Here is a 12,755-nt window from a genome sequence, read left to right on the forward strand (position 1 = left end):
TCAATTAGTATGTAAAGCTCATCTTTCTTGATTATGAAGGATGTTTTTTTTATATTTTAAAACGTATATTGGAGGTATTTAAAGTGAAAGTAATTGACCTATCACAAACATTTGAAAACAATATGTCTCAATTCCCTGGAACACCAAAAATCAATCTAGAAGCCATTACAAGCGTTGAAGAGACCGGCTATCAAGTTACAGATTTTCATTCTGTCGTTCATGTTGGTACGCATTGTGATGCTCCTGCGCATTTCATTTCAGGCGCAACGACCATCGATCAATTACCCCTTGATCAATTTGTAGGCGAAGCCGTTCTTATCGATGTAACTCATATTCAAGAGAGAAAGTTACATAAGGAAGTACTGCATGATGTTGATATACAAGAAGGCGATATTGTTATTTTCCATTCCAATCTATCTACTAAATGGAATACAGAGGCGTATGAGAAAGAAGCTTTTTATCTTTCTGAAGAATTAGCTGAAGAACTAGTTCAATTAAAAGTAAAATCTGTCGGTTTAGATTTCATTTCTCCTGATGAGGTAACGACAGAAACATCACCGATTCATCATATACTACTTGGGAATAATATTTATTTAATTGAAAACTTAACAAACTTAAATGCCATTAACACGGAACGTTTCTTTTTCTCTGCTGCACCTTTAAAAATTAAAGATAGTGACGGTGCTTTTGCAAGAGCATTCGCTGTTATTTTTTAAACAAATTACACAAAAAAGCAAAGGTCATCATTGACCTTTGCTTCTATATTTTTTATTTAAATTAAGAAAGAATTGCTCGACACGAGGACGTACCCAAGCTAAATAATCTTTCTCTTTCTTCTTTGTACAAGCTATTTCTTCCCCATCTACCATCTCGACAAGCTCTAGCTCTAACAGTTGCCTCGTAAATGCTAACATATTTATTTCTTCGGCCGGATACTCTTCTTTCAATTTCTCCTCAATTTCCCCCAATAAAAAACCGTCACGCATCATTGCCAATGCATCAATCCAAAGTGGCGGCATTTCATATTTTTCTCCTGTAATTGTATCTTTTACAATATAATTCTTTTGCTCTTTTCGAAATTGAATCGTGTGCAAGCATACAGTCGAATTTAATGTTAATTCCATCATACCACCCCTTTCATCATATCTGCATAGAAAAAAGGATGCGCGTGCACCCCTTACTACCGTAACCGTTACATGAATAACAAATCTCATGTCGATATTTTCCTCCATTATAAACGAAGTATTTTATAAAAAAAACCCTTCTTGAAACATTTTATAAAATGTTTATATTTACACAACAAGAACACTTTTCTGAAAAATATTTTCTTCTAGCACATTATACTATCGGTAAAAAAATCTCCACTTTCGTTCCTATTCCCACGCTACTTTGAATCGCAGTACTTCCTTGATGTTCCTTAATAATTTTATATGTGATCATCAATCCAAGTCGTCCCGTACCATTCTCCTTTGTTGTGTAAACAACTTTTCCAACCTTCTCTATACCAAAACCTTGATCTTCAACAGAAATACACAAATGCCTTTCAGTTTTTTGATATGCACGAATATGAATATCTCCACCTTCTGGCATTGATTCTATTCCATTTTTAATAACACTTGTTTTAATTGTTTATCATCACCATTTATAACAGGTAGATTTCTATCTACTTGCACATGAAATTTCACTCTATATCGTGCTGCATAACTTTCCATTAGCTGTACAACATATAAAAGGATTTCCGTATATTACACCATTCATAATTCGTTGGTTTCGGTTTTCCTAATAACATCAATTCACTAACAAACCCGTTAATTCTTTCAAATACTTTTAAGGCTTCTTTTTCCTCATAGATAAAGCTTTTAAATTTGTTCATATAAATACTCCTCATGTTCTATACAAACACTCTACATATTATTTCCTTAAATTATCAGTATGAAATTGCTTTCAGGACAATACGAAAAGGAAAGGGATCCCCATCCCCCTCCCTTTTCGCTATAACTTATATCCATCTTATCCGATCATGTAGCAGCCCATCCGTAAAATCATTACTCCCCACTATAAAGTCCTTCATATATAAATTTAAATATTCTCCATACTTACTTTCTGTATTTAATAATAATTCCTCTATATAATAGGCACCTTGTTTAAAGTTATCGAACAGTAAACTACACAAGCCAGCATAAATTCCGCACCCTACTTGGAAGTAAGTTGCATTCGTTTTATATTTACGAAAAACTTGGCTACTATTCATTACGTTATACATATATGTCTCGCTATTTTCATAAACGAGTAATACACCAACTAGATCCTCGCCAGCAATCTCTTCTTCTGCTGGATTAAATACTTTACGATTCCAGTTCCATAAATCTTCTACCTTATCTAAATTCTGCCTAATTACATTTGTTGTATACTCATTAATTCGGTAAAGAAACCCAACTTCCATATTGAAGTTTTTCCCTAAAATTAAAACTTCCTCATGTGGCATTAAGCAACCATAAAACTCTTTCTCTCCTAACTTTACTTTATACTCTGAAGCATATACATCTTCATAAAAATAAAGGGGACGATGATGACTCATATACATCGGATAACTCCATATCGCTTCATCTAGAAATCGCTCTACTGCCCATGAAGCATAAAGTGTATGAGGCTTTATTAGTGCTGTATCATTCAAAAATGACGTATCATGTTCTACTATATAGCATGCTCTTGGCTTTTCATTTGGGCGTTCCTTCATAAGTTCAACAACCATCCACTGAACAACACCTGGATTCATACCTGAGCCTATAATTGCTTTTGTATTTGTAAACTTCCCTTTCTCCTTCTCAAACCTCGTATATCTTTCCGTAAGCTGAAAGCCGATTAAACTATCGTCCTGATCTACTGCCTCATTTTCCAAAGCTGAATTAATATAACAAATTCCAAGTTCATTACAACAGTTTAATACTCTAATCGTATCTGCTCCTGAAACATCAATAACAACACTCGTACTACTTTCTTTTAAATGCTGTTTAAATGTCACGACATCTTGTAGGTCTATTTCATATAAAAACAATTGATTTTTTAAATTTGGAAACAACTCATCATAATAAGTCCTATCTTTTTGTTTTATATCAACTAAATGAAATGTAACATTCTTTATCGCCTCATAAATCGGGTCTTTTTCATTTACTATCGCTTGATTTAAAATTGCTAAAACTGCTTTTGCTGCTCCACCAGCACTACCAAGTAATGTAATCGATAACGAATTTGGAAACTGCTCCACCAACAAAACCCCTTTAATAAATTAGTTAAGCAGTTCTCCCTCAAAAAATAAATTGAATAAATCAAAAGATAACTCGTACATATTTTTTATAATTTAGCACAAGATTTCCTCTTCAATGATCACACTAACATATTTATATTCAATTTATTTTTCCCCTCATATTCAAATCGAGCTAAACAAATAGGCTCGACTTTTTCTTCTGCATATAAAAGAAAAAGCCAGCCCTTTCAACTAGCTTACGGACAGTGGACAGATTTTACATGTTGAATATTTACATACATTTTCGCATCACGCGCTTTTAATATTTCAATATGCCCTTCGTCAATCTTCGCCATCTTTCCGATTTTATTATATTCCTCACCTAAATCGAACACCATGATTTTGCCAGCCATTTTAATAAGTTGTTCTTCAAAAGTTCGAGCTAACGTAATATTTAACGGATTCACGGGGAGTTCATTTTTATTGAGGGCATAAGGCACTTGATTTTCTTTATACGGAATTAACCACTTCAAGTGTTTTAAAGATATATATACAGTTTTATAAACTGGACTATAAAAAACAATATAATCGTTCATTACACTTGTAACATACCCATGTATTGGAGCATTTCCAGCTACATAAATCTCTGTAAAAACCCCTTTAGAGGTACTTAATACTTTCCTCAAAGAAATTGAAGGGGATTCCCTCTTAATTACAGAATCAACATCTGGTTTTGATATTTCTTCATCATATGGTCTTAAAAATTTATAATATTGTACATGGTATAAAGATATATACACGTAGTCTTGTCCATTATAAAGAACAACAATATCATTTCCTACGTCTATTAATACACCTTTAAATCTTTTTTCACCGATTAATTTAACATATATATTTTCTCCAATACTTTTGTTTAACTCATTCATCTATATCCTCCTTCCTATGAAATTACAATTTCCCTTTCTTTTATTCTAAAAATAATCAGGGGCAATGTTCTGTTTTTTAATAGTAAGAAACCCTTTTTCATATATCCAAAAATAATTACAGAGAAATATGAAATCATTCTTCACTTTCAATCATAATGCCCCTTTTATTTATTAAACATTATTCTTCTTCATTCTTTTTGTTTTTAACTATTTGACTCACACTCTTAACATGGGAATTAATTACATAAATGACCTCATCACCGTTAATTAGTGTAATATTTCCATCATGTATATCACTTAATAAACCTTCCACACACTCTGGTCCACCACGATTAATCTTTATCCATTTATACTTCAAGTCATTTAATACATCTAAAAAAGTATCTTCTTCCGCATAAAAACATGAACCATATTCTCCTTGTGCCTCTTTCACTTTTCTGACTAGACTCTTCACATGTTTCAGCTGATAATACACTAATTCTCCATGAGGTAATTGTAGTGTAAGGTAATCTTTTCCTAACAATGACAGTACACCTACTCGACTTTCCGGTCCACGAAGATTTACTTTTACATTCTCACCAACTAAACCTTTGATTTGATCACAGCATAATACATCCTTCAAATTCATACCCTCCTTTCTGTTTTATCTTCCTCTACTTGATTGTCTTAGTGCGCGAGCTCGACTTGAATTATTGCTGTTTTCATTACTTTTCTCATTGCTACTCTCATCACTACTCTCATCACTCTCTCCACTTACAGATGCATTATAATTAACACTCTTAATATGAGATAGTGCAATTAATACAACTTCTTCTTTAATAATCAATGTTACATAACCGCCAGAAACATCTTGTAAAATACCTTCAATTTTCTCTGGTCCACCACGGTTAATTTTCACCCAGCGGTATTTGAAGCTTTGAAGTAGCGTTTCAAAGTCTTCTGCAATGTCTTCTTCTCCCCATTCTAAATCACCTACTCCACCATCTTTCGTATTTCGGGTAATGCTTTTCAGATGGCGAAGCTGGTAGTAATGGTTCTCTCCTTTTTCATTCTCTAATCCGAAGTAGTCCACACCTAATGATACTATTGTTCCTTTTTGAGATTCTGGTCCACCTCTGTTTACTCTTACATAAGATCCAATTAAACCTTCCAAAAAATCCCAATGAAATAAACTCACGAGAAAACCCCTTCCATTAATTTATAAGCTTTTCATTAATTTATAAGCTTTTGCACTGATAGTATATGTATCTGTACAGGTTACGTTCTCTATGTTTGTCCTAGCTATAAAAAAATATGCTTTTAACATGGTAGACTACTACCTATCAAATTCCAAAAAAATCCTGGGGACTCCTTAAAATTTTGATATCTTGAAACTAAAAATCCCGTATGAAGACACATTTCTGCATATCTTCATACGGGATTTCCATAGTTTAATCTTCGTCTTTAACATCCATATCTTCTGGAATTGGTTCGTTCAATATTTCTTCCACTAATTGCTTATATTTCTCCATTTGTTCTAAATGTGTATTGAATTGTTCTTTATTTAATAAATATTGATCTCCATCAAATAGTGCACGAATTTTCTTTTGCTGAATTAGCTCTTCAATATACGACTTTGGTAAATTCAAATACTCCGCAGCTTCTTCTACTGTTATATACAACGCGTTCATTCCTTTATTATTTTTTCATATATACTGTATCTTACTTTATTTTTGTAAACAAATAAAAAAGATTTTGTAAATGCGACTTAAAAAGCAGGTAGATGCATTCCATATATTGTATAATAGTATATAGTAAGAATTTTTTAAATATAGAATGGTATTACCCATTTACACAAAGGAGAGTTAACATATGGCTACTCGTCACATCATTACAATGTTAGAAAAAACATTACAAGTTGAAACAGAAAACACAATTTCTCATTTAACTACATCTTTATCTAATCGTATTCTTTCTCAAAGCGCAGCAATACAGGAAAACAATTGTTACCGTACAATTGGGGAATGGTACAAGAATCATTTCTTATTCCAACAAGATGATTTCCTTTGGGCTAAATACGTTTTCTATGACGCATATTGTGAGGAAATAAAAAAACAAGGTCATCTTACAAAACGTGTTCGCCAAATATTAGAATCATTAGCTCGAATGCACGGAAAACAGTACATTGCTTCTATATTAAATATGCCATTTCCTAACGAACGAGCTAAAGGAACAGCATAATTTAATACTGTTCTGCGTCAGCAAAACATAGATTCATTGTTTTCTAGGAAGATTTACAAATAAAACGTTCATGTCACATGAACTGATGAAACCGGTGTCATTATAATGAGTGAAAATATAGTAAACAGGAAAACCCCCATTTACCTCTCTCGTCACTCGAATAGAGAAGTAAATGGGGGTTCTACTTGCCCCTTTATTATTTCATCATCTGCTTAATCAATTCACGATTTCTCTTCTTAAATACTTCATTATGCGAAGAAACCATTCCGTATTCACTTGCATCTGGTTGAATGAATTGTTTCGCTTTATTTACAGCATTTCCAGCATCTTGGAATGCTCCCGCAATTAAATGTAATTTTCCTTCATGCTTTAAGATATCCCCAGCAGCATATAATCCATCTACTGAAGACTCACTGTTTGCATTACCAGCAATATAATAATTATCTATAATCGCAACGTCTAACTCGCTGTTTTCTAATAATGTAATGTCACGCTCATATCCATGGTTAATAATAACTTCATCAATAGGTAAATGAGACACTTCACCTGTTTCATGGTTCGTTAGTTCTACATATTCAATCGCTTCATGGTTATCACCAGCAATTAATTTTGTAATAGAGGTATTAAAGAAACAATCCGCTGAGCTGTTCAGCAGCTGCTTCACTTGTGCTTCATGACCAGATAACTCTTCTTTTCTATATGTTACATACACCTTTTTTGCGATTGGTTCTAATTCATTTGCCCAATCAACGGCAGAATTACCTCCACCAGAAATAATGACTGTCTTATCTTTAAAACGCTTTAAAGATTTCACTGTATAATTTAAATTTGATACTTCAAATCGCTCAGCACCTTCAATTGATAACTTTTGCGGTTTCAATATACCACTTCCAGTTGCAACAATAACTGTTTTTGAAAAATGTTCTTCTCCAGTGCTTGTTTTTAATGTAAAAGTACCATCTTCATTGCGAATAATCGATTCTATTTTTGTATCTAATACCACTTCCGGCTTAAATGTTAGCCCTTGTTGTACAAGTTGTTCAATTAATTTATCACCTGTAACTGGTAATAGTCCACCTACATCCCAAATCATTTTCTCTGGATAAACATGTATTTTTCCACCTAGCTGTGGTTGAAATTCTATTATTTTCGTTTTCATCTCTCTGAGTCCACTATAAAAAGCTGAATAAAGCCCTGCAGGTCCTCCGCCTATCACAGTTACATCAAACAATTCTTCTCGATTCATTCGTGCTCACTCCTCAGCTACTAATCATTGATTATCATTCTCAATAAAATATAACCTGTTTCTGCAAAATTTACAATCAAAATTACTATTGACAATACACCTATATAAAATTATATTATTTAAAGAATCAATAGTGATAATCATTATCAATTTGTTAATAATTAGCAAATTTGAGATTACATCTTCTTTCATTAATATGGCTAATACTATATTGTGAAATCTCATATTCAAGATTTTTAATAAACATTTTGCATTACCACTACTCATTCAAAAAAATTGCAGTTAAACAAATTATTGTATACACATATCATCTATGTTAAAGGAGAAAGACGATGAAAAAGTTATTTATTTCACTAACAGTTCTTTTCGTTCTTGTTATGAGCGCTTGTAGCAATGGCTCTACTGACAAAAAGAACGATGCAAAAGGTAGTAAATCAGAAACAATTACATACCAATCTGAAAATGGTAAAGTAGAAGTTCCTGCAAATCCAAAACGCGTTGTTGTTTTATCATCATTCGCTGGTAACGTAATGTCATTAGGTATAAATCTTGTTGGGGTAGATTCATGGTCTAAACAAAACCCACGTTTTGATAGCAAACTTAAAGATGTTGCTGAAGTATCAGATGAAAATGTTGAAAAAATCGCTGAACTAAATCCAGATTTAATCATTGGTTTATCAAATATTAAAAATGTTGATAAGTTAAAGAAAATCGCTCCTACTGTAACATACACTTACGGAAAAGTTGATTACTTAACACAGCATTTAGAAATCGGTAAATTATTAAACAAAGAAAAAGAAGCAAAAACTTGGGTTGATGACTTCAAGAAACGTGCACAAGAAGCTGGTAAAGAAATTAAAGCAAAAATCGGTGAAGATGCAACAGTTTCTGTTGTAGAAAACTTCAACAAACAGCTTTATGTTTACGGCGAGAACTGGGGCCGTGGAACAGAAATTCTGTACCAAGAAATGAAATTAAAAATGCCTGAAAAAGTAAAAGAAAAAGCATTAAAAGAAGGTTATTACGCATTATCTACTGAGGTATTACCTGAGTTTGCTGGTGATTACTTAATCGTAAGTAAAAACAAAGAGACTGATAACTCATTCCAAGAGACAGAATCATATAAAAACATCCCAGCAGTAAAAAATAATCGCGTATACGAAGCAAACATGATGGAATTCTATTTCAATGATCCACTTACATTAGATTTCCAACTAGACTTCTTTAAGAAGAGCTTTCTTGGTAAATAATACAAACATGAGGAATTCTTAATTTAAGAATTCCTCTTCCTTTATTCTATGAACAGAAAAGATGTGAAACGAATGACAAAAGATCATGATAATCCACGTTCTATTGCTTTTACATACAAACTAATTTTGAGCATAATTGCATTCTTTCTTATTTTTATGGTTGCAATGGTGGTAGGTGCTGCTGATACTTCTATAAAAGACGTATGGTTAGCACTCACTTCCTCCGCTAAAGGAGACAAAATATCTATCATTCGCGAGATACGTTTGCCACGTGAAGTTGCTGCTATTTTTGTAGGATCTGGACTTGCTGTTTCTGGAGCAATTATGCAAGGATTGACACGAAATCCACTTGCAGATCCTGGATTACTAGGGCTATCTGGTGGAGCCAATGCTGCGCTTGCACTTACACTTGCTTTCAATCCTTCCATTAGCTACCTTTACTTAACATTAGCTTGCTTTATCGGGGCTGCTGTTGGCGCAATTATGGTATTTGGAATTGGTATGGTGAAAAAAGGTGGGCTCTCCCCTCTTCGAATTGTATTAGCTGGTGCTGCCGTTTCAGCATTTCTACTCGCAATTTCAGAAGGTGTCGGCATTTACTTCAAAATTTCACAAGATGTATCACTTTGGACTGCTGGAGGCGTTATTGGAACAACTTGGAGCCAATTAAAAGTTATTATTCCAGTTATTTCAATCAGTATCTTTATCGCTATCTTACTAGCAAAAAAATTAACAGTCCTTAGTTTCAGTGAAGAAGTAGCTATTGGACTCGGTCAAAAAATTATCTTCATTAAAACCATTTTATTTATCATTATCATCTTACTTGCTGGTGCTTCTGTAGCGCTTGTCGGAAATATGGCATTTATCGGTTTAATGGTGCCTCATATGGTGCGCCCTATTGTCGGTCCAGATTACCGATTTGTTATACCGATGTCAGCAATTGCTGGCGCTTCCTTTATGCTACTGGCAGATACAATCGGACGTACGATTAACGCTCCGTACGAAACACCAGTTGCCGCTATTGTCGCAATTGTAGGGTTACCATTCTTCCTATTCATTGTTCGTAAAGGAGGAAAAACGTTCTCATGATGCCATCTATTTTAAGAAAACAACGTCTTATCATACTCGCTTTACTTATAATAACCATTACAACCATTGTAATTGGAATGGGACTCGGTTCAGCCTCTTTATCTTATGATCGGCTACTCCCAACACTAATGGGACAAGGAACCTTTAAAGAAGAGTTTGTTTTATACTCTTTAAGGCTACCTAGAATTATCATTACATTATTAGCTGGTATGGCTCTCGCTTTATCAGGGGCTATTCTGCAAGGAATTACCCGAAATGATTTAGCTGAACCTGGTATTCTCGGAATTAACTCTGGGGCCGGTGTTGCTGTCGCTATTTTCTTTTTATACTTTCCAATAGATGTAGGTTCATTTCTTTACTTACTACCTGTCGTTGGATTTATCGGGGCATTTCTGACAGCTGTTCTAATTTACGTATTTTCATATAGCAAATCAACAGGACTTCAGCCGGTACGATTAACATTAACCGGTATCGGTTTTGCATTTGCACTATCTGGAACGATGATTGTCCTTATTTCATCCGCAGATCGTATGAAAGTAGACTTTATTTCAAAATGGATTGCCGGAAATATTTGGGGAGATGACTGGATCTTCATTTTCGCAATGCTCCCATGGCTAATCGTATTAATTCCGTTTGTTTTCTATAAAGCAAATCGATTAAACATTCTAGCATTAAACGAACCAGTCGCAATTGGCGTTGGAATTGAAATTGAAAAAGAACGCAGATACTTATTAGTTGCAGCCGTTGCGCTTGCAGCTGCTGCTGTTTCCGTAACAGGAGGAATTAGCTTTATCGGGCTGATGGCTCCTCACATCGCAAAATCTTTAGTAGGTCCAAGGCATCAAATCTTCATGCCTATTGCCCTTTTAATCGGCGGGTGGCTATTACTATTAGCAGACACAATCGGACGAAATATCGTTGAACCTAACGGTATCCCGGCAGGTATTGTTGTTGCTTTAATTGGTGCTCCTTACTTTATGTATTTGTTGCTTAAAAAGGCGTAAAAAACACCCTCAAGATCTTCTTGAGGGTGTTTTTATTCTACTGCTGCCCATATCCTTCAAACTTCTTCGCCAAATTCTCCATCTCGTCTTCTGGCAATAGCTTCGGCTCCCCAACACTTTTCGTTTGATAATAAATTTGCGCACAAAACTCAATCTCTTCCGCAACAGTAAATGCCATTTTTATATGATTTGCCCCTGCAATTAAACCGTGATTGGCAAGTAACACGGCACGTCGATCAATCATACCTTCAAAAGCAGCCTCCGCTAATTGCTTCGTACCAAATGTTTCATACGGCGCACAGCGAACATTCGGACCTGCGAAAGCAATTAAATACGATACAGCAGGAAGTTCCCATCCTAATGATGCAATCGTCTTCGCGTAAGGAGAGTGTGTATGCACAAGTGCATTTATATCTTCACGATTTCTATAATAAATAAGATGCATATCAAGCTCACTTGATGGTTTTCTCTCTCCCTCTACTACTTCACCATCTAAGTTTAATATAACTACATCTTCAGGTTTTGTTTCATAATACTCTAAACCACTTGGGCTAATTGCAACAAGCCCTTGTTCGCGATTAAAAATACTAATATTACCACCGGTCCCCTTTGTTAAACCGCTAGAAATCATTTTCTTTCCATACGCTACAATTTCTTCTCTTTCTTTTTGTAATAACATATACATCCCCCTAAGTATGAAGCTTATGATGACTGACTTTGTATCTATCTACTTATTGAAATAGCTTTTTTAAGTTTTCCGTAAATGGTGCCTTTACAATCCCTTTTTCCGTAATAATTGCTGTTACATTTTCATGTGGCGTGACATCAAATGCTGGATTATATACTTTACTTTCTTTCGGAGCAGAATATTGTCCAAAGCAATTAATCACTTCAGAAGCATCTCTTTCCTCGATTGGAATTTCTTTTCCTGTCAGTGTTTTTAAATCAATTGTTGGTATTGGTGCTGCTACATAAAATGGAATGTTGTAGTATTTCGCTAAAATAGATACGCCTAATGTTCCAATTTTATTTGCTACATCACCGTTTGCTGCCACACGGTCACATCCAACGATTACAGCGTCAATCTTCCCTTGTGACATGACCATAGCCGCCATATTATCCGTAATGACAGTGACGTCAATTCCCGCTCGCTGTAGTTCTAATGCTGTTAACGTTGAACCTTGTAATCTAGGGCGTGTTTCATCAGAATAGATTTTTAAGTCCCATCCTTTTTCTTTCGCTAAGTACATTGGAGCTGTCGCAGTACCATACTTAGTCGTCGCTAACGCACCCGCATTACAATGTGTTAATACTCCCATTCCATCGTGGAATAATGTTAATGCATGCTCTCCAATCTGACGGTTAATTTCTTCATCTTCTCTATGAATCTCTTTTGCCTCTTCTAGTAATCTATCTTTCAACTGAGAGATTGATAAGTGGGTATTTTCTTTCGCCACATTCTCCATTCTTTCAAGTGCCCAAAATAAATTTACCGCCGTCGGTCTCGATGTTGCCAAATATGCACATACTTTTTTGACTTCCTCTATAAATTCTTCCACCGTACTTTGAGGAACTGCCTTGGCTCCTAAATACACACCGTAAGCTGCTGAAACACCAATCGCTGGAGCTCCTCTTACTTTCATTACTTGAATCGCATCCCACACACTTTCAGCTGTTTTAAAAGATTCATAGACAACTTCATTCGGTAATACTGTTTGATCTAATAAAACTAAAGCATCATCTTTCCACTGGATTGGTATTAATTGCTCTTCCATC

At 34.7% G+C, this 12,755-nt stretch carries 14 protein-coding genes and 1 pseudogene; 5 read left to right on the plus strand and 10 right to left on the minus strand.

Annotation, left to right across the window (positions count from 1 at the left end):
* The first annotated feature begins 83 nt into the window (after window positions 1-83).
* Window positions 84-716 carry a cyclase family protein gene (locus ACYVEC_RS03870; RefSeq protein WP_063221606.1) on the plus strand — a complete coding sequence of 211 codons (633 nt, stop codon included), beginning with the start codon at window positions 84-86 and terminating at the stop codon, window positions 714-716.
* Between the two features lie 27 nt (window positions 717-743).
* Here ACYVEC_RS03870 and ACYVEC_RS03875 read toward each other — a convergent pair whose 3' ends face one another.
* The 7 genes and pseudogenes from ACYVEC_RS03875 to ACYVEC_RS03905 all read right to left on the minus strand — a co-directional run bounded on the left by ACYVEC_RS03875 (window position 744) and on the right by ACYVEC_RS03905 (window position 5,840).
* On the minus strand, window positions 744-1,124 hold the full coding sequence (locus ACYVEC_RS03875) for a hypothetical protein (RefSeq protein WP_063221702.1): 381 nt from the start codon (window positions 1,122-1,124) through the stop codon (window positions 744-746).
* Between the two features lie 214 nt (window positions 1,125-1,338).
* A pseudogene (locus ACYVEC_RS03880) lies at window positions 1,339-1,831 on the minus strand (ATP-binding protein); the annotation flags it as partial.
* Window positions 1,832-1,999: 168 nt separating this feature from the next.
* Window positions 2,000-3,265: an S-adenosylmethionine decarboxylase related protein gene (locus tag ACYVEC_RS03885; RefSeq protein WP_063221605.1), complete on the minus strand. Its 1,266-nt coding sequence runs from the start codon at window positions 3,263-3,265 to the stop codon at window positions 2,000-2,002.
* Between the two features lie 236 nt (window positions 3,266-3,501).
* Window positions 3,502-4,170, minus strand: a complete 669-nt coding sequence (locus tag ACYVEC_RS03890) for an LSm family protein (RefSeq protein WP_063221604.1) — start codon at window positions 4,168-4,170, stop codon at window positions 3,502-3,504.
* Between the two features lie 178 nt (window positions 4,171-4,348).
* A complete protein-coding gene (locus ACYVEC_RS03895) occupies window positions 4,349-4,792 on the minus strand; it encodes a hypothetical protein (RefSeq protein ID WP_063221603.1) in 444 nt (147 codons plus the stop codon).
* Between the two features lie 21 nt (window positions 4,793-4,813).
* Complete coding sequence (locus tag ACYVEC_RS03900; RefSeq protein WP_063221602.1) at window positions 4,814-5,347, minus strand: LSm family protein; 534 nt, start codon at window positions 5,345-5,347, stop codon at window positions 4,814-4,816.
* Between the two features lie 253 nt (window positions 5,348-5,600).
* Window positions 5,601-5,840, minus strand: a complete 240-nt coding sequence (locus ACYVEC_RS03905) for a helix-turn-helix domain-containing protein (protein WP_080468318.1) — start codon at window positions 5,838-5,840, stop codon at window positions 5,601-5,603.
* Window positions 5,841-6,021: 181 nt separating this feature from the next.
* On the opposite strand from ACYVEC_RS03905, the gene ACYVEC_RS03910 reads away from it, so the two are divergent.
* On the plus strand, window positions 6,022-6,390 hold the full coding sequence (locus ACYVEC_RS03910; protein WP_063221600.1) for a hypothetical protein: 369 nt from the start codon (window positions 6,022-6,024) through the stop codon (window positions 6,388-6,390).
* Window positions 6,391-6,586: 196 nt separating this feature from the next.
* Here ACYVEC_RS03910 and ACYVEC_RS03915 read toward each other — a convergent pair whose 3' ends face one another.
* A complete protein-coding gene (locus tag ACYVEC_RS03915) occupies window positions 6,587-7,636 on the minus strand; it encodes an NAD(P)/FAD-dependent oxidoreductase (RefSeq protein ID WP_063221599.1) in 1,050 nt (349 codons plus the stop codon).
* Between the two features lie 332 nt (window positions 7,637-7,968).
* On the opposite strand from ACYVEC_RS03915, the gene ACYVEC_RS03920 reads away from it, so the two are divergent.
* Genes ACYVEC_RS03920 through ACYVEC_RS03930 form a run of 3 tightly spaced genes read left to right on the plus strand, consistent with a single transcriptional unit; the run spans window position 7,969 to window position 10,979 of the window.
* Complete coding sequence (locus ACYVEC_RS03920; protein WP_098555156.1) at window positions 7,969-8,886, plus strand: iron-hydroxamate ABC transporter substrate-binding protein; 918 nt, start codon at window positions 7,969-7,971, stop codon at window positions 8,884-8,886.
* Between the two features lie 48 nt (window positions 8,887-8,934).
* On the plus strand, window positions 8,935-9,975 hold the full coding sequence (locus ACYVEC_RS03925) for a FecCD family ABC transporter permease (protein ID WP_142332671.1): 1,041 nt from the start codon (window positions 8,935-8,937) through the stop codon (window positions 9,973-9,975).
* Complete coding sequence (locus tag ACYVEC_RS03930) at window positions 9,972-10,979, plus strand: FecCD family ABC transporter permease (protein ID WP_098555160.1); 1,008 nt, start codon at window positions 9,972-9,974, stop codon at window positions 10,977-10,979. Before ACYVEC_RS03925 ends, ACYVEC_RS03930 begins: the two co-directional genes overlap by 4 nt.
* A 37-nt stretch (window positions 10,980-11,016) precedes the next feature.
* Here ACYVEC_RS03930 and ACYVEC_RS03935 read toward each other — a convergent pair whose 3' ends face one another.
* Together ACYVEC_RS03935 and mtnA are read right to left on the minus strand one after the other, a co-directional pair.
* Entirely contained in the window at window positions 11,017-11,658 is a 642-nt protein-coding gene (locus ACYVEC_RS03935; RefSeq protein WP_016133508.1) for an L-fuculose-phosphate aldolase, read from the minus strand.
* Between the two features lie 52 nt (window positions 11,659-11,710).
* On the minus strand, window positions 11,711-12,754 hold the full coding sequence (mtnA, locus tag ACYVEC_RS03940; protein WP_063221595.1) for an S-methyl-5-thioribose-1-phosphate isomerase: 1,044 nt from the start codon (window positions 12,752-12,754) through the stop codon (window positions 11,711-11,713).
* Window position 12,755 lies beyond the last annotated feature (1 nt).

The organism is Bacillus sp. MN7755 (assembly GCF_054771475.1).

Coding starts and splice junctions, on each gene's coding strand:
- ACYVEC_RS03875 (WP_063221702.1), bottom strand. CDS start 1,124: ATGGAATTAACATTAAATTCGACTGTATGCTTGCACACGATTCAATTT.
- ACYVEC_RS03890 (WP_063221604.1), bottom strand. CDS start 4,170: ATGAATGAGTTAAACAAAAGTATTGGAGAAAATATATATGTTAAATTA.
- ACYVEC_RS03905 (WP_080468318.1), bottom strand. CDS start 5,840: ATGAACGCGTTGTATATAACAGTAGAAGAAGCTGCGGAGTATTTGAAT.
- ACYVEC_RS03910 (WP_063221600.1), top strand. CDS start 6,022: ATGGCTACTCGTCACATCATTACAATGTTAGAAAAAACATTACAAGTT.
- ACYVEC_RS03915 (WP_063221599.1), bottom strand. CDS start 7,636: ATGAATCGAGAAGAATTGTTTGATGTAACTGTGATAGGCGGAGGACCT.
- ACYVEC_RS03920 (WP_098555156.1), top strand. CDS start 7,969: ATGAAAAAGTTATTTATTTCACTAACAGTTCTTTTCGTTCTTGTTATG.
- ACYVEC_RS03925 (WP_142332671.1), top strand. CDS start 8,935: ATGAACAGAAAAGATGTGAAACGAATGACAAAAGATCATGATAATCCA.
- ACYVEC_RS03930 (WP_098555160.1), top strand. CDS start 9,972: ATGATGCCATCTATTTTAAGAAAACAACGTCTTATCATACTCGCTTTA.
- ACYVEC_RS03935 (WP_016133508.1), bottom strand. CDS start 11,658: ATGTTATTACAAAAAGAAAGAGAAGAAATTGTAGCGTATGGAAAGAAA.
- mtnA (WP_063221595.1), bottom strand. CDS start 12,754: ATGGAAGAGCAATTAATACCAATCCAGTGGAAAGATGATGCTTTAGTT.